General features: G+C 27.1%; 17 protein-coding genes and 1 tRNA gene. 7 read left to right on the top strand and 11 right to left on the bottom strand.

The features are described from left to right. Positions 1-39: 39 nt before the first annotated feature. Together dnaA and dnaN are read left to right on the top strand one after the other, a co-directional pair. Entirely contained in the window at positions 40-1,452 is a 1,413-nt protein-coding gene (dnaA, locus tag AC5SLO_RS00005; RefSeq protein WP_494573182.1) for a chromosomal replication initiator protein DnaA, read from the top strand. Then, positions 1,442-2,554, top strand: a complete 1,113-nt coding sequence (dnaN, locus tag AC5SLO_RS00010; RefSeq protein ID WP_494573183.1) for a DNA polymerase III subunit beta — start codon at positions 1,442-1,444, stop codon at positions 2,552-2,554. Before dnaA ends, dnaN begins: the two co-directional genes overlap by 11 nt. Here dnaN and AC5SLO_RS00015 read toward each other — a convergent pair. The 3 genes from AC5SLO_RS00015 to argH all read right to left on the bottom strand — a co-directional run bounded on the left by AC5SLO_RS00015 (position 2,551) and on the right by argH (position 5,985). Further along, positions 2,551-3,252, bottom strand: a complete 702-nt coding sequence (locus AC5SLO_RS00015; RefSeq protein ID WP_271517077.1) for a lysophospholipid acyltransferase family protein — start codon at positions 3,250-3,252, stop codon at positions 2,551-2,553. The genes dnaN and AC5SLO_RS00015 overlap by 4 nt on opposite strands. A 12-nt stretch (positions 3,253-3,264) precedes the next feature. Further along, entirely contained in the window at positions 3,265-4,479 is a 1,215-nt protein-coding gene (gene lysA / locus AC5SLO_RS00020) for a diaminopimelate decarboxylase (RefSeq protein ID WP_494573184.1), read from the bottom strand. 117 nt (positions 4,480-4,596) lie between these two features. After that, positions 4,597-5,985, bottom strand: a complete 1,389-nt coding sequence (argH, locus tag AC5SLO_RS00025; protein WP_494573185.1) for an argininosuccinate lyase — start codon at positions 5,983-5,985, stop codon at positions 4,597-4,599. 24 nt (positions 5,986-6,009) lie between these two features. Here argH and AC5SLO_RS00030 point away from each other — a divergent pair, with 24 nt between their 5' ends. Further along, positions 6,010-6,525: a TlpA family protein disulfide reductase gene (locus AC5SLO_RS00030; protein ID WP_494573186.1), complete on the top strand. Its 516-nt coding sequence runs from the start codon at positions 6,010-6,012 to the stop codon at positions 6,523-6,525. On the opposite strand, the gene AC5SLO_RS00035 is transcribed toward AC5SLO_RS00030, so the two are convergent. Further along, positions 6,522-6,725: a twin transmembrane helix small protein gene (locus tag AC5SLO_RS00035; protein ID WP_271517065.1), complete on the bottom strand. Its 204-nt coding sequence runs from the start codon at positions 6,723-6,725 to the stop codon at positions 6,522-6,524. The two genes, AC5SLO_RS00030 and AC5SLO_RS00035, sit on opposite strands and share 4 nt — an antisense overlap. A 49-nt stretch (positions 6,726-6,774) precedes the next feature. Here AC5SLO_RS00035 and AC5SLO_RS00040 point away from each other — a divergent pair, with 49 nt between their 5' ends. After that, complete coding sequence (locus AC5SLO_RS00040; protein WP_494573187.1) at positions 6,775-7,431, top strand: alpha/beta hydrolase; 657 nt, start codon at positions 6,775-6,777, stop codon at positions 7,429-7,431. Between the two features lie 47 nt (positions 7,432-7,478). Beyond that, positions 7,479-8,045: an HNH endonuclease gene (locus tag AC5SLO_RS00045; protein ID WP_494573188.1), complete on the top strand. Its 567-nt coding sequence runs from the start codon at positions 7,479-7,481 to the stop codon at positions 8,043-8,045. Here AC5SLO_RS00045 and AC5SLO_RS00050 read toward each other — a convergent pair whose 3' ends face one another. From AC5SLO_RS00050 to AC5SLO_RS00060, 3 genes are read right to left on the bottom strand one after another with little or no spacing between them, the layout of a single operon-like run. Further along, on the bottom strand, positions 8,046-8,579 hold the full coding sequence (locus AC5SLO_RS00050; protein ID WP_494573189.1) for a demethoxyubiquinone hydroxylase family protein: 534 nt from the start codon (positions 8,577-8,579) through the stop codon (positions 8,046-8,048). It abuts the gene before it with no gap. Further along, complete coding sequence (locus AC5SLO_RS00055) at positions 8,563-9,048, bottom strand: disulfide bond formation protein B (protein ID WP_494573190.1); 486 nt, start codon at positions 9,046-9,048, stop codon at positions 8,563-8,565. Before AC5SLO_RS00055 ends, AC5SLO_RS00050 begins: the two co-directional genes overlap by 17 nt. Continuing rightward, complete coding sequence (locus AC5SLO_RS00060) at positions 9,049-9,645, bottom strand: YqaA family protein (protein ID WP_494573191.1); 597 nt, start codon at positions 9,643-9,645, stop codon at positions 9,049-9,051. Positions 9,646-9,712: 67 nt separating this feature from the next. Here AC5SLO_RS00060 and AC5SLO_RS00065 point away from each other — a divergent pair. After that, positions 9,713-9,797 (top strand) — tRNA-Leu (locus tag AC5SLO_RS00065). Positions 9,798-9,804: 7 nt separating this feature from the next. Next, positions 9,805-11,508, top strand: coding sequence for an AMP-dependent synthetase/ligase (locus tag AC5SLO_RS00070; RefSeq protein WP_494573192.1), 1,704 nt, complete (start codon positions 9,805-9,807; stop codon positions 11,506-11,508). A 354-nt stretch (positions 11,509-11,862) separates the two neighbouring features. Here AC5SLO_RS00070 and AC5SLO_RS00075 read toward each other — a convergent pair whose 3' ends face one another. Genes AC5SLO_RS00075 through AC5SLO_RS00090 form a run of 4 tightly spaced genes read right to left on the bottom strand, consistent with a single transcriptional unit; the run spans position 11,863 to position 15,944 of the window. Continuing rightward, complete coding sequence (locus AC5SLO_RS00075; protein ID WP_494573193.1) at positions 11,863-12,771, bottom strand: CarD family transcriptional regulator; 909 nt, start codon at positions 12,769-12,771, stop codon at positions 11,863-11,865. Next, on the bottom strand, positions 12,713-13,039 hold the full coding sequence (gene fdxA, locus AC5SLO_RS00080) for a ferredoxin FdxA (RefSeq protein WP_494573194.1): 327 nt from the start codon (positions 13,037-13,039) through the stop codon (positions 12,713-12,715). Before fdxA ends, AC5SLO_RS00075 begins: the two co-directional genes overlap by 59 nt. After that, positions 13,036-13,464 (bottom strand): tellurite resistance TerB family protein, encoded by a 429-nt coding sequence (locus tag AC5SLO_RS00085; protein WP_494573195.1) that lies wholly within the window; start codon positions 13,462-13,464, stop codon positions 13,036-13,038. The genes fdxA and AC5SLO_RS00085 overlap by 4 nt, the downstream gene beginning before the upstream one ends. Continuing rightward, entirely contained in the window at positions 13,464-15,944 is a 2,481-nt protein-coding gene (locus AC5SLO_RS00090) for a helicase-related protein (RefSeq protein ID WP_494573196.1), read from the bottom strand. The genes AC5SLO_RS00085 and AC5SLO_RS00090 overlap by 1 nt, the downstream gene beginning before the upstream one ends. Between the last annotated feature and the right edge of the window lie 38 nt (positions 15,945-15,982).

Below are 15,982 nucleotides of genomic sequence, written 5' to 3' on the forward strand. Positions count from 1 at the left end.
ATGATTTTGCTTCTAACTAACTTTATTCCTACAAATTTTATGACAAGTAACAAATCAACACAAAGTACAAAAGATGTATCTTCTGAAGCTTTAGACTGGGTTGTAATTCAAAAGGATATGAAAAATAAGCTAGGTAGCGATATATATGAAAGCTGGCTTAGAAAGATAGACTTTGTTGAAGAGATGAATAGCTATGTCTTACTTTCGGTTTCTACCAGATTTATCCGAGACTGGATTACCTCAAGATATTTAGATCAAATTTTGCAAATAATAAAAGCTTATAAGAAAGATTTAACAAGAATAGAGTTTAAGATTATTGAAAAAAATTCTGAAAATGAAATAGAAAATAATATTACTAAAAATCAAAATAATGAAAACATATCCTTCATTAAAGATACATACTTGCAATACAATAGAATAGACCCAAATAAAAGATTTGATAGTTTTATTACAGGAACAAGCAATAAACTTGCCTACGAGGCATCTATGAAAGTTTCAGAAAATATTTCTCATTATAATCCGCTTTATATTTATGGAGGAGTTGGAATGGGAAAAACACATTTATTAAATTCAATTGGTCTTTCATTAAAAGAAAAAAACAAAGTCATGTTTATTTCTGCTGAGAGATTTATGTATCAGTTTGTAAAATCAATTAAATCTAATGATATGGTAAAGTTTAAAGAGTATTTTAGAAATACTGACATATTATTGATAGATGATATTCAATTCATGAATGGTAAAGAAGCAATGCAAGAGGAGTTTTTTCATACGTTTAATGCACTATTAGATAAAGGCTCACAAGTAATAATCTCTGCCGACAGAGCTCCAAACAAATTATCAAGAATCCAAGATAGAATTAAATCAAGATTTGCTGGAGGTCTTGTTGTTGATATACAAAAACCAGATTATGAACTTAGAAGTAAAATTGTTAAGCAAAAAACAGAAGAATTAAACATTTTTTATTCAAATCAAGTAAATATTTCAGAAGAAATACAAAAATTTATAAGCACAGAAATAACTACCAGTATTAGAGAGTTAGTAGGAGCAATTAATAGAGTTGTTTCCTTTTCAAGAATTTACAACAAAGTTCCAAATTTATCAGAAGTTAAAGTAGTTTTAAAAGATCTATTAAATATTGGAGAAAACAAAGTAACAATAGATTTAATACAATCAACTGTATGTAAGTTTTTCAAAATTAGTAAAAATGAGATGTTGTCCTCAAGGAGATCAAGATATTTAGTCAGGCCGAGACAAACAGCGATCTATTTAACTAAAATATTAACCTCAAAATCCTTACCAGAAATAGGTAGAGAGTTTTCAAATAGAGATCATACAACAATTATTCATTCTGTTAAAACCATTGAAAAATTAAAAGAAAAAGATCCAGAAATGACTAACAATATTAATAACTTAAAAAATCAGATATTGTATAATAAAGAAAATGAAATTTAACGTTAATCAACAAGATCTGCAACAAGCCCTTAATTATTGTCAGGGTGTGATAGAAAAAAGAAGTACACTTCCAATTTTATCTAATGTTTTGTTAAATGCCAGTAACTCAAACTTAACTATTACAGCGACAGATTTAGATTTAATTTTTATTCATCAAATTAATAATGTTGAAGTGTTAGAAGAGGGAAATACGACCACCACTTCATCTATTATGTATGATATTATAAGAAAATTTTCCTCTGGAAAAAAAATCAATTTATCTTTAACCGATGTTAGTAAGCTTCAAGTAGAGTCTGAAAAATCAATTTTTAATTTAAATTGTATTAGTGCATCTGAGTTTCCTTTGACTGATGAAAATTTCAATCAAAATGAGTTTATAATAAAATCAAAACAGTTATTAAAACTATTAAATAAATGTAAATTTTCAGTCTCTAATGATGAAACAAGACATTATTTAAGTGGAATTTTTTTTCATCAAACACAAATAGAAGATAAAAACTTTCTAACAGCAGCTGCCACTGATAGTCACAGAATGTCTATATCTAAAATAAGATTAGATCAAAAGATTGATTTTGAGCCAATAATTCTTCCAAAGAAAACAATCTTTCAATTATGCTCATTGTTAGAGAGCTATGATGGAGATGTTAAGATTTCAAATGTTAAATCTAAAATTAAGTTTGAACTAAATAATAGTATTTTGATTTCCAAGTTAATTGATGGAAAATTTCCAAATTATATTCAAGTAATACCAAAAAATAATCAAAAAAAATTGGATATAGATTTAAAACTTTTTCTAGATTCAGTTGATAGAGTTGCATCGGTGTCATTAGATAAAAAAGATGGCGTGAAATTTAATTTATCAAAAGATGTTTTAAATTTATCTGTAAACAATACAAATAGCGGAGATGGAAAAGAAAGCTTAAATGTAAAATTCGATCATGATTTAGAGATAAGCTTTAACTCAAGATATTTAATTGACGTTGCTTCACAGCTTGATGGAGATAAAATAGAGATTTTCTTTAATGACACTGGCTCACCAGCATTAATTAAAGATCCGGGTGACTTTGATAGTATATTTGTAATAATGCCTATGAAAGGCTAATTAATAGCATCGAGCTCGCTATAAATTACATTTTCAAGCTTGTGTAAAAAAACATTTTTTTCTAATCCAGGTTCAATTGGTTCTAAAATTGAAATAGTTATAATTTTATCAATTTTTTTAGGTCCTTTTTTTGGCCAAGTATTTCCAGAATTAATAGCTATAGGTTGGCAAGATATTTTAAGTTCCTCATAAATTCTGCCTGAACCTTTTTTAAAAGGTGTGCGTTCCTCCGGAGACAACCGTGTACCTTGTGGAAAAATTATTAATGGTCTATCAGATGCATTTATTTGTTTTGATATATCATTAAAGAAGCCAAGATTATCTTTAGTTACTTTATTTCTTTTTATTGATATTGAACCAATTTTTTTTAAATACCAGCCAAATATGGGTATCATTAATAATTCCTTCTTAAGAATAAAAACTGGAGATTTAAAAATTGTTTGTAAATAAAAAGTTTCAAACATTGATTGATGAGAGGCAGCAATAAAAAACTTTCTATTATTGATAATATTTTCCTCTCCTTTAATTATAATTTTTGTTGATAAAAAAGTTTTTAAGCAAAAAGAGGTCCAATATCCCATAATCTTACCACCAAATAAAACAATTTTTTTGGGAAGAAAAAGTGATGGCAGAAATAATAAAGAAATAAAAATAATTCCAATATAAAAAAATAGAGAGAATAAAAAATTTCTTATCATTTTAATCAAAAACTAGATTAATTGATCAAGTTTTTGTCTTTTTTTAATAACATTAATTTTAGTTCCTTTGATTAGTATTTCTGCAGCTTTTGGTCTGAGGTTATAGTTTGAACTTAAAGACATTCCATACGCCCCAGTATCACACATTACAACAAGGTCTTTCTCTTTTAATTTTTGAAACTTTTTTAAAGTTGTAAATTTATCTGTACTTTCACAAATTGGACCAACAAATTCATAAGTTTTCTTTGAAAGCCTGCCGTGTTTTGTTGCAGGTAAAGTTTTATGGTTTGCACCATATAAAGCTGGTCTCATTAGATCATTCATTGCAGCATCAAGTATTATAAAATCTTTTTTATCATTTTGTTTTATATAAATTACTTGAGAAATTAGTGATCCAATATCACCAACTATAGATCTACCTGGTTCAAATATAATTTTAGATTTATGTTTTTTTAAAAATTTATTTATAGCCAAATTGTATTTTTTATAATTTAGTTTTTTGGTATTTTCTTCGTAAGATATTCCCATTCCCCCACCAAGATCAATAAACTCAAAATTATGATTACTTTTTTTAATAATTTTATCGATCACATTAAGCATTTTTTCATATGGCTGATGATCTAAAATCTGACTACCAATATGAACACTTAGACATTTTAATTTTATATTTTTGGATAGTTTTGTGTAATTAATTAGTTCAAAAAATATTTTTTCATCTACTCCAAATTTATTTTCTTTTTTACCTGTGGAAATTTGTTTTAAAGTTTTAGCATCTGTATTTGGATTTAGTCTAATTCCTATATCAACTACTTTCCTTTTATTTTTTGCAATTCTTTCTATTTCAATAATTTCACTTTTTGACTCTGCATTTATTAATAAAATTTTTTTATCAATAGCATAGTTTATTTCCTTAGCCGTTTTACCAACCCCAGAAAAAACAATTTTTTTTGGGTTTACCCCAGCTTTAAGGGCCATCATCAACTCTCCCATTGAAACAACATCTGCGCCCAAGCCTAATTTTCTAATTTCTTTAATTAAATTTACATTAGTATTTGATTTTATTGCAAAACAGACCAGCGGAGAAAATGATTTAAAATTATTTTTAAAATTATTTATATTATCTTTTAGTCTTTTATAAGAATAGCAGTATGTAGGTGTCCCAAATTTTTTGGCAATATCCTCAACTTTAATTTTTTCTATAGAAAGTTTTTTATTTATATATTTCATTAATTAATAGACTTAGGAAAAACCATTTCGTTCCCAACATATTTAGGGTCTCCTTTTTTTCCACAGGCAAATAACAAAGAAGAAAATATACAGATTAAGATTAATTTTTTCATCATTTTATAATTTCTTATATTTCATTATCATTTTTTTAATATTATCAAAAGATGTTCCACCATAGGATTTTTTTGAATTTACAGAGTATTTTACATTAAATACCTTTAAGACTTCAGTTGTAAGCTTTGGTTCTATTTTCTTTAATTCTTCAATGCTTAATTCATTTAATTTTTTATTTTTTTTCTCTGCAAAATTAACAATCGATGCAGTTGTTTGATAAGCTTTTCTAAATGGCATTGAATGATTTTTAACAAGATAGTCAGCTAAATCGGTAGCCGTGATGTAGCCTGAATTTGCAAGGTCTAGCATTTTTTGCTTGTTCGGTTTTAAATTTTTCAAAACTTCATTTAAAATTGCTATGCAATTATTTAATATCTCATTAGATTTGAATAATATTTCCTTATCATCCTGAAGATCTTTAAAATAGGATATTGGAAGACCTTTTAATATTGTTAGCATCGAAAATAAGTTTCCATAAGTTGATCCTGTTTTTCCTCTTAAATATTCTAATAGATCAGGATTCTTCTTTTGTGGCATTATTGAAGAACCAGTAACAACTTTGTCCGATAGAACAATTAAATTGAAAGCATCAGAGTTCCAAATAATAAGTTCTTCAGCAATTCTTGAGATGTGCATTGAACAAACAGAAGCACTATACAAAAAATCTAAAACAAAATCTCTATCCGCCACTGTATCAATAGAGTTATTAGTTGGCTTTTTAAATCCTAATTTTTTTGACGTAAAATTTCTATCAATATTAAAAGAGGTTCCTGTTAATGCTGCTACACCTAATGGACATTCTGATAAACTTTCCAGGTTATATGAAAATCTTTTTTTATCTCTACTAAACATCTCTACATAAGCCATTAAATAATGAGCAAATGAAACTGCTTGAGCATTTTTCAAATGAGTAAATCCTGGCATTATAGTTTCAATATTTTTTTCAGAAATTTTGAGAATTGTTTTTATAAGACTATCTAAATTTTTATTAATTTCTTTAGTAGCAGATGTTGTCCACATTTTAAAATCAGTAATTACCTGATCATTTCTTGATCTAGCAGTATGAACATAGCCAGCTTCTTCTCCTATAATTTGAAATAATCTTTTTTCAATATTCATGTGAATATCTTCATACTTTTTGTTAAATTCAAATTTATTTTTTAAAATTTCTTTATCAATTTTGTTTAGTCCATAAATTATTTTATTTTTAATTTTAAAACTAATAATTTTTTGTCTAAAAAGCATCTCAACGTGTGCAATAGAACCTAAAATATCCTCCCTAAAAAGTTTTTTATCAACATCGATTGAGTTACCAACTTTTTGAAATAAGGTGGAAGCATCTTTTTTTATTCTTGTTCCCCATATTGCGGTATTGTTTTTATTTTTTAGCATGATAATTAATTATACATATTTAGTATGAAATTATTAATAATATTTATTTATTTAGTGGCTAGCACCTTTAGCCATGCAGAAGAAAAGCTAGATATAAAAAATTTGGTTTTAACTAAAAAACCTAAAACGTATGAAAATGTAATTTTCAACGATGCAAATCAGAATAGTGTTAATTTAAGTGATTTTAAGGGAAAATTACTAATACTAAATTTTTGGGCTACCTGGTGCGCTCCTTGTCGAGAGGAAATGCCATCACTCGATAATCTTCAGGTAAATTTAGAGCTTAATAATCTAAAGATTTTTCCAATTAATATCGGCCGAGAGGATATTTCAAAATCTGAGTCTTTTTTTAAAGAGTTAAATATTAAAAATTTAGATATTTATTTTGATTCACCAATTACTTTGGCAAAAAAATTTTCCTTAAGAGGAGTTCCAACAACAATTTTTTTTAATAAAAAAGGTGAAGAATTTGCTCGTTTAATAGGATCAATCGATTTTAATGATGAAGGATTTATTAAATGGTTAAAAAATTATAATTAATTTTTAAAGAAGTAGGCAAAACAAACTAATGCTACTATAGCTAAAAATTGCAACAATACTCTAAGTTGCATTAGCTTATTGGAATATTTTTTACTTGTTTCGCCACCTTTAAATAAAGTGCCAATTCCTAGAATCAAAACAACGGCCACCACTATCAAGAGAACTATACCAAGTATTTTAACTAATGTTCCTGAAATCATAATTATATTGTAGAGTGTTTTTTTTATATTAAAACATAATAAAATATCTATGACATTTTGCCTATCAACAACAATTGTAAACCCTGAAAAAGATATTCCAATTAAATATGCGGTTATTTTGCTTCATGGATATGGTGGTGATGGAAAAGATATAAGCATGCTAACACTAAACTGGAAGAGGTTTTTACCCAATGCTATTTTTTTATGTCCAAATGGACATGAAAAATGTGAAATTAATCCAGGTGGCTACCAATGGTTTGATTTAACAAAAGATGATCCAGAATATATTTTAGAACAATCTAAAAAAGCAGAAACTAAACTGCATGAATTTATTGAAGAAATTAAAGAAAAATACAATTTAGAAAATTCACAAATTTGTTTATCTGGTTTTAGCCAAGGCTGCATGATGTCCATAAATTTAGGTTTAACAAGTAATGAGAATTATAATTGTGTAGTTGGATTTTCAGGTAAAATAATCAATCAAGATGATTTAAAAAAAAGAAAAAAATCTTTAACAAAAATGTTTTTAATACATGGAGACAAAGATGCTGTTGTATCCCCTACTCATTTATTAGAGGCAAAAGATTTTTTAATTAGAAATAATGTAGAGGTAGAAACAAAAATGATTGAGAATTGCGAACATCATATTCCAATCGAAGCCTCAAGTGTTGCATTAAACTATATAAAAAATAGTTTTAATATTTAAAATTCTATTCATTGATAAAGTAATAATTTTCAGTTAAAGTTTTATTTATGATTTTTGGTGATCAAAATTTATCTTTAGAAAAGTGTCCAGCTTTAGTTTTAAATGCTGATTATAGACCTCTAAGTTATTATCCGTTGTCACTATGGAGTTGGCAAGATTCTATTAAGTCAGTTTTTTTAGATAGAGTTTCTATCGTTAGCAATTATGATAAAATAGTTAGAAGTCCATCTTTTAACATGCGATTGCCAAGTGTAATTGCTTTAAAGAGTTTTATAAAACCTCAGGCAAATCCAAGCTTTACGAGATTTAATGTATTCTTGAGAGATAGATTCTCTTGTCAATATTGTGGAAGTGCTGAAGAGCTAACTTTTGATCATTTACTTCCAAGGTCTAAAGGAGGTCAGACTAATTGGGACAATGTTGTAACTGCATGCTCGTCTTGTAATGTAAAAAAAGGTGGTAGGTTGTTAAAAAATTCTGACATGACTCTTAATCAAGCCCCATATCAGCCAACAACTGAAGATTTGCATAAAAATGGTAAACATTTTCCTCCAAACTTTCTTCATAAAAGTTGGATGGATTATTTATACTGGGATGTTGAGCTTGAAGCTTAATTATACTTTTTCAGATATAGAAATTGCAATCTTTGATCCTGTTTTTATTATTTTATCTAAAATAGAATAAGCGCCTTGTTTTGTAGCACCTTCTTCGTATGCAATATCTTTATGATGTAATTCATCTTCTCTAAATTTGATTATTTTTTTCTTAAGTTCTTTTTCATCATTCTCTAGTTCATAAATCTGATTCGAGTAATGTTCATCAATAACTTCTTCAACAGATGCTGTACATAGCATAGCTGCTTTTTTTCCTAAAATAGCTGTGCCAAAGCCAAGTCCAACACCAAGAATATCCCATAAAGGTAGAAACTTAGTAGGCTGAATATTTCTTTTTCTTATTTCATTTTCAAAATAATCACAGTGTTCTTTTTCATGGACTTTCATTTGTTCAATTTTTTTTTTTAAATCATCGTTTTTTATAAATGTATTAAGTGCTAGTAATTGACCTTCATAAATTTTTATTGCACCTCGCTCACCAGCATGATCTACTCTAATAAATTCTTTAACTCTATTTTTATTTGTTTTTTTCATAATTCAAAAAAAGTTTTATAACAATAACACTAATTATTAACGAGATGAAAATATTAAAAGTCGCAAGAGATAAGCCAAAAATTTTAAAAGTTACATCTTTACAGCTTATTGTTTTTTGCTTTAATTCATTCAGGATAGTTTCTTTTGTTAAATTTGTATTTGTTGAGTTTAAATCACAAACTAAAGACTCTTTAATAAATCCCTGTTCTATTCCAAAATGATAAAGAGATATGATAAATGCACTTATAAATATTATTATCAAAACTATCAAAAGTATTTTTTCAATTTTTTTAAAAATGAAGATAGCAGAAATAATTATTATAGAAGAGATATAAGGAATTCTTTCTATTAAACAAAGGCTACATGGTTGGTGTCCCAGCACATACTGAATAAAATAAGCAGATAAAATTGCAATAATACTAAATATTAATATTAGTTTAAGAATTGTTTCTCGTTTTATATTATTCATTTATTTAATAAAAAAATATATTACAGCAAAAATTATTACAATTAGAATACCTAAAAACATAAACCATTTAGCCGCATCAGTTTTCATAAAATTACTAAAAGCATCACCTAATTTATAAGAAAAATAAGCAACAATAAAAAATCTTAATCCTCTAGAAATTAAACAAATAAAAATAAATATAAATAAGTTAAAACTAATCATGCCACTTGTAATGGTAAAAACTTTAAATGGCAGAGGTGTAAAGCCAGCAAGAAATAGGGTGGCAAGCCATATATAGAGACCACTACCCTTTGTTAAGTTTTCTTTCAAATTAAAAAGTTTTTCTTCATAGCCATAGAATTCCACAACACTCATTGCAATTTCTAAGAAATAAAAACCAATAAAATATCCCAGTATTCCACCAAGTGTGGAAAATATTGTTGCTATCAAAAAAATTTTTAAATAATCATTTTTTTTTGCAATGACCATTGGCACAATCATAACATCTGGAGGAATAGGAAAAAAAGAACTTTCAATAAAAGATACAAATGCAAGAAATGTTTTAGAACTCTTATGAGCAGCAAGTTTTAAAGATTTCTGATACAATTCATTAAACATTTTTTCGTTTTAGTATAAATTAAGTTCTTATACTATTTAATTTTATAGTTATAATAATGATAATTAAGGGCGAATGGCGGAACTGGTAGACGCGCACGACTCAAAATCGTGTTTCGCAAGAAGTGAGAGTTCGATTCTCTCTTCGCCCACCATTTTTTTATGAAGATAGACAACATTAAAAATTTATTAGAATTATTTCAACACCAATACCAAAAAAAAAATAAAGAAGATATTTTTTTAAAATTATTAAAACGACCCCAAAAAGAATATTCTTGGGAAAGTGTTTACTTGAATATTATAAAATTATCTGAAGAAATAAATAAATACATCAATAAGGGCGATAGATGTTTGTTAGTATCAGAAAATAGACCTGAGTGGTTGATATCCGACCTTTCAATTATGCTTTCAGGTGGAATAACTGTACCAGCATACACTACTTATACTGAAAGAGATTATGATTATATTATTAATGATTGTACTCCAAGCATTCTAATTATTTCTGATAAAACTTTATATTCAAAGATTAAAACGATAATTCCTAAAAAAAAATTTATAAAAAAAATTATTTTTTTTGAAAGTATAGATGATTTTGATAGTACATTTCATTTAAACATAGATGAAATTTTTGAAAAAAAAATTAGTAGTAGTAAAGATTTCTTTAATTTAGATATTCAAAGAAAAGATATAGCGTGCATAATTTATACTTCTGGAACACAAGGAAACCCAAAAGGTGTAATGTTAAGTCATGGAGGTATTCTTAATAATTGTGAGGGTGCGAATCTATTATTAAAAGAGTTTATTTCTAAAATTCCAAAATTTTTAACTTGGCTGCCACTTTCACATTCATATGAGCATACAGTTCAATTTGTACAGATAGTGGTTGGTGCACAAGTTTTTTATGCAGAAAGCATAGATAAACTTATAAAAAATATGGGTGATTGTTCTCCAGAAATAATGACAGCTGTTCCAAGATTTTATCAAAATTTATATCAGAAAATTAATTCAACATTTGCAAAATCAAAGGGTTTAAAAAAACTGCTAGTAAACCAGACTGTCATATTGGGTAGGAAAAAATTAAATAAAGAAAAATTATTATTCAGCGAAAGTATTATTAATTTTATTTGTGAGGCTTTAGTAAGAAAAAAAATTAAGAGACAATTTGGAGGAAATTTAAAAGCCTTTATTTCAGGAGGTGGAGCTTTAGACTATGAAGTTGGTTCGTTCTTAAACGCAATTGGTTTACCAACTTTACAAGGTTATGGTTTAACAGAAACATCACCAGTAGTTAGCTGTAATTCTATAAAAGATATTCGAGTTGATACGGTTGGAAAACCATTTATGGGAAATTCAGTAAAATTAGCAAACGATGGAGAAATATTGATTAAGGGTGAAAATGTGATGCTAGGTTATTGGAAAAATGAAGAAGAGACCAATAAAGTTTTAAAAGATGGATGGTTATCTACTGGAGATATTGGAGAATTTGATGGAGAGTTTTTAAAAATAACAGATCGAAAAAAAGATATAATTATTACACCTGGGGGAGATAATATTTCACCAATAAAAATTGAAAATGATTTAAATAAATCTAAATATATTGAACAAAGTTTAGTGTTTGGTGACAACAAACCTTTTTTAGTTGCTTTATTAGTACTAAGTCCAGAATACAATGACATTAGTATAGATGAAGTTCAAATTGAATTAGAAAAAATAAATATTAATTTATCAAGAATAGAAAAAATAAAAAAATTTTTAATAGTAAAAAAGCAATTTACAATTGAAAACAACATGATGACTCCAACATTAAAATTAAAAAGATATAAAATTATAGAAACTTATAAAAATGAAATTGAAAAACTTTTTTAATTTTTTATAAATTGATTATTAATCGCATAAACTATAACTTTTTTTACTTAAAAAAATTTAAAGAAATAAAAATTTTTTTAGAAAAAATTTAAAATTGTTATTGAATTAAAGAATTGACATCACTTACATAAAAAAATAAAAATAGGTAATCAACGAATCAATTTGATTCGTTTAACTTAAACAGGGAGCTAAAGATGGCTACAAGAAGAAAAGCTAAAAAAGCTAAAAAGAAAACTAAGAAAAAAGCTAAAAAAGCTAAAAAAGCTAAGAGAAGAAAAAGATAGTATCTTAATCTTTTCAAAAAACGCTTCTCATTACGTTATGTGTGAGAGGCGTTTTTTTTTGCCCTAATTTTTAATCCTCAGTATTGGTAATTGGATCAGCCTCAGGCTCATCAGGTTCTACAGCCTTAGTAGGAGCTGCTACAGCAGCCTTGACTTGTCCTTCAAGATTTCTCTTAAGTGCCTTATCTAGTTTTTTCTGCGTATCCTCTAGTGATACACCCATTACTATTTGAAATTCAGATAAAATTCTTTCGTATGCTTTTTCAAAAAGTTGTCTTTCGCTATAAGATTGATCAACCATCAAATCATCACCTTTATTTAAATCTCTTACAACCTCAGCAAGTTCATAGATTTTACCAGAAGATATTTTTGCTTCATACTCTTGGGCTCTTCTACTCCACATTGATCTTTTGACTTTTGGTTTACTTTTTAAAATGGATATACATTTGTTAACTTGGTTGATGGTTGCAAGTGGTCTAAGGTGAGACTGTTTATTTACTGGCACCATTCCATTAGCTTTATCTTTTTCAAATTTAAGGACATAAGTTTCAACATCTATTCCACCAATGTTGATTTTTTTAAATTCAGTAATTTGACCAACGCCATGTTTTGGATACACAACATAGTCTTTTACTTTGTATTCTTTTTTTTCAGTTTCTTGTTTTTTTACCTTTATAATTTCAGGTTTAATTTCATTACTTTTTGAAATTCTTAAATTATCAGTCTTAATTTCAATATTTTGAGGTGCAGTTTTTACTGAAATTGTTTTTAAATTTTTTTTTATTTTTACTGTAGTCTTTTTAACAACTTTAGTTTTTTTTGAAGTAACTACTTTTTTAACTTTTTTTATTTTTGGCTTTGAGACTTTTTTTACCACCTTCACAGCAGTTTTCTTTTTAGTTTTTTTCTTAGTAGATTTTTTAAAGATTTTCGCCAAAATATTTGTCGTACTTTTTTTCTTCATTTTTATATTTTTCATTATCCTCAGGAGGATTTTTTTTAACTGTTATATTCGGCCAGATTTCTGAATACTTAGTATTTACTTCAAGCCATTTTTCGCTACCAGACTCAGTGTCAGCTACTATAGCGTCAACAGGGCATTCTGGCTCGCAAACGCCACAATCTATACACTCCTCCGGTTTAATTACAAGCATATTTTTTCCTTCATAAAAACAATCGACAGGGCAAACCTCAACACAGTCCATTAATTTACATTTAATACATTTTTCATTTACTAGGTATGTCATTTTTTTAATTCTTGTTTTATTTTTTCTTTTAAATCACCCATTATTTTAGGATTTATATATAACAAACCAGCAAGTCTTCGCATTAAGTTTGCTTCATACATATCCGCATTATTATTTGAATAAATAATTTTCCACAATGATTCAATAATTTTAATTTTATCAGACTCTGGTGAATTTTTTATTTCTCTAGTAAAATCAAGTATTTGATTGGAATTTTCTTCAATAGTAGTTGCTTTTGAAATAATGTCATCTATGCTTGATTTTTCCGCTCCTAGTTCAATTAAAGTTTTTTTAATTATATCTTTTTCAGTCTCTTCGTAATTTTCATCAATTTTTGCAGCATGTATAAGTAGAGCTGTAATCTTACATAATGAGTCATTATATCCTGAAATGGTTTTTTCTTTATTTTTAAAAAAATTAATCATTAATTAAAATTAAAATTTTTTAGAACTTTAAAAGGACTATTTGAAGTTTCTTTCTTTTTAAAAGCTTTTTTAATTTGTCTTTTTGGATTATATCTAAAATATATCTCCTTATCTTTTTCTATTATTTTATAATTCATTTTCTTAATTAAGTTTTTAAAGTTATCCTTGCTGCATCCCAATAAATTTAGCATTTCAGGAACTAGTTTTATATCTTTATCTTTATCATTATTTGAGTTTATTATCTGAACAAATAACCTTTCTAAAATATCGATCCTAACATAATAATTATCAAAATTTTCAAATCCACAAAGAAGCATAAAATTTTTATTCTTAATATCTTTATCTTCTAAAAAATTTAAGCCAAATGTTGGAGGTGTTAGATCAAAGTATTTTTGATTAAAGTTTTTCCACAATAAAGTTCTTAAGGAGACAGCTTCTGGTTTTAGTAATCTAAATAAGAAAACATGATATCTCCCAAATTTAACACCCATATCTCTTAAAATCTTTCTTTCATCCTGGCCAAGTTTTTTTAAATAGTCAGAAACAATCTCTCTTTTTATAACGCCATTATTTTCATATAGCTGATAAGCCAAAGCTTTTATTGATGAATTACTTTCTTTTAGATTTCTTAAATCAATCAGACTTTTTAGTATGTAATTAATTTTTTCTTTAATCCATTTTTCAAGAAAATCAGATAGTTTTTGCTTATCATTATTTTCTAAAATATCATCTACAATTAAAAGTAAATCTGGATTGAGATAATCCTTACCAGTAGTTAATTTTGCAATAGGAAAATCTTTCCAATAAATTTTAAAATCATCTTTTATTTCTATTAATCCAGTTTCTATGATCGATCCGATCCGTTTTTGTAATTCTGGACCTACTGTTTGTCTGGCTGCTTTTTTTAGTGACTTAATATCAGTTTCCAAGGCTCCAACTTTTAAATCCATTTCAAATTTCAAGCCTTTTAAGCTCCCAATAAATTGATCATCAATTATTACTTTATTATCTTCCATTATCTCAGTTTTAAATTCTATATCTTGTTTTAATCCTCTTGCTAGCACACTGGCTCTTTTGTCGATAAAAGTTTTGGTAAGCTCCTCATGTAATCTATCAGACAATCTATCTTCTAATAATTTTGTTTTTTCAATCCAATACCCTTGATTTTCAACCCAGTTAATTTTATTAGAAACATATGACCAAGTTCTAACATTTGCAATTCTATTTGATAAAGAATCTACATTTCCTTCTAATTTATCTAATTTCATCAGTTGTAGACGCATAAAATCATTAGTAATTCTGCCTTCTTTACTATTTAAAAAACCAAAAACTTTACTCACAACCTCTATATGATTGCCATACGTCTTTTTTACAAAGTCAGGTATTTGACAGCATTCCCACAGCAATTCTAGGGTCTCTTTATTGTTTTCAATATTAAATCTTTTTAAATCTTTTAAAAAATATCTTAAAACCTTTTCATCTCCACACTCATGTATTTTTCTTAACCAATGTGTATTTGGTTTTTCTTCTAGTGATTTAATTAAACTTAAAGCATTATTAAAATTTAAATTTGAATTTCTCCAAAACAACATTCTAATCTCTTCAAATTTATGACCTTCAAGTAATTCAACTTCTTCCGCAGCAATTTCTTTGCAATCTCCAGTAATACCAAAATTTCCATCATTTAAATATCTGCCTGCTCTTCCAGCTATTTGACCAATCTCAGACATATTGAGGCGTCTTTGTTTTTTCCCATCAAATTTTTTTAAATTTGAGAAATAGACATTTTCTAAATCCATATTAATACCCATTCCTATCGCATCAGTTGCAACTAAAAAATCAACATCACCTGATTGATAAAGTTCTACTTGTGCGTTTCTAGTTTTTGGACTTAAAGAACCCATAACTATTGCTGCTCCACCCTTTTGTCTCCTTACAAGCTCTGCGATTGCATAAACTTCTTCAGTAGAAAAAGCTATTATAGCTGTTTTTCTATTTATTCTTGAAATCTTTTTATGGCCCACATATGAAAGTTTAGAAAGTCTTTCTCTATTAATGAATTCGGTATCTTCATCTAATTTGTTTATGATATTTTTAATAGTGCTAGACCCCATAAACATAGTTAGCTTTTCTCCACGAAGGTTTAATAGTCTGTCAGTAAAAATATGACCTCTTTCATGATCTGCACACATTTGTATTTCGTCAATTCCAACGAAATCTAAATGTTTGTTAACTGGCATTGACTCTACCGTACAAAGAAAATATTTTGCATTTGCTGGAATAATTTTTTCTTCACCAGTAATTAGTGCAACTTTATCTAGGCTAATTTTTTTTATTATCTTGTCATATACCTCTCGTGCAAGCAGTCTTAATGGAAAACCAATCATTCCCGAATCAAATGATAGCATTGTTTCAATCGCTAAATAGGTTTTGCCAGTGTTAGTTGGACCGAGAACAGCAGTAATTTTATTTTTACTCATTTCTATTTATGGTATCTTTAATTTATACCCCACCATAT

The sequence above is a fragment of the Candidatus Pelagibacter sp. PS_44 genome (genome assembly GCF_059417735.1).

Excerpts from the sequence above, each read along its gene's own strand:
- dnaA (WP_494573182.1), top strand. The coding sequence starts at position 40 with ATGACAAGTAACAAATCAACACAAAGTACAAAAGATGTATCTTCTGAA.
- dnaN (WP_494573183.1), top strand. The coding sequence starts at position 1,442 with ATGAAATTTAACGTTAATCAACAAGATCTGCAACAAGCCCTTAATTAT.
- AC5SLO_RS00015 (WP_271517077.1), bottom strand. The coding sequence starts at position 3,252 with ATGATAAGAAATTTTTTATTCTCTCTATTTTTTTATATTGGAATTATT.
- lysA (WP_494573184.1), bottom strand. The coding sequence starts at position 4,479 with ATGAAATATATAAATAAAAAACTTTCTATAGAAAAAATTAAAGTTGAG.
- argH (WP_494573185.1), bottom strand. The coding sequence starts at position 5,985 with ATGCTAAAAAATAAAAACAATACCGCAATATGGGGAACAAGAATAAAA.
- AC5SLO_RS00030 (WP_494573186.1), top strand. The coding sequence starts at position 6,010 with ATGAAATTATTAATAATATTTATTTATTTAGTGGCTAGCACCTTTAGC.
- AC5SLO_RS00035 (WP_271517065.1), bottom strand. The coding sequence starts at position 6,725 with ATGATTTCAGGAACATTAGTTAAAATACTTGGTATAGTTCTCTTGATA.
- AC5SLO_RS00040 (WP_494573187.1), top strand. The coding sequence starts at position 6,775 with ATGACATTTTGCCTATCAACAACAATTGTAAACCCTGAAAAAGATATT.
- AC5SLO_RS00045 (WP_494573188.1), top strand. The coding sequence starts at position 7,479 with ATGATTTTTGGTGATCAAAATTTATCTTTAGAAAAGTGTCCAGCTTTA.
- AC5SLO_RS00050 (WP_494573189.1), bottom strand. The coding sequence starts at position 8,579 with ATGAAAAAAACAAATAAAAATAGAGTTAAAGAATTTATTAGAGTAGAT.
- AC5SLO_RS00055 (WP_494573190.1), bottom strand. The coding sequence starts at position 9,048 with ATGAATAATATAAAACGAGAAACAATTCTTAAACTAATATTAATATTT.
- AC5SLO_RS00060 (WP_494573191.1), bottom strand. The coding sequence starts at position 9,645 with ATGTTTAATGAATTGTATCAGAAATCTTTAAAACTTGCTGCTCATAAG.
- AC5SLO_RS00070 (WP_494573192.1), top strand. The coding sequence starts at position 9,805 with ATGAAGATAGACAACATTAAAAATTTATTAGAATTATTTCAACACCAA.
- AC5SLO_RS00075 (WP_494573193.1), bottom strand. The coding sequence starts at position 12,771 with ATGAAAAATATAAAAATGAAGAAAAAAAGTACGACAAATATTTTGGCG.
- fdxA (WP_494573194.1), bottom strand. The coding sequence starts at position 13,039 with ATGACATACCTAGTAAATGAAAAATGTATTAAATGTAAATTAATGGAC.
- AC5SLO_RS00085 (WP_494573195.1), bottom strand. The coding sequence starts at position 13,464 with ATGATTAATTTTTTTAAAAATAAAGAAAAAACCATTTCAGGATATAAT.
- AC5SLO_RS00090 (WP_494573196.1), bottom strand. The coding sequence starts at position 15,944 with ATGAGTAAAAATAAAATTACTGCTGTTCTCGGTCCAACTAACACTGGC.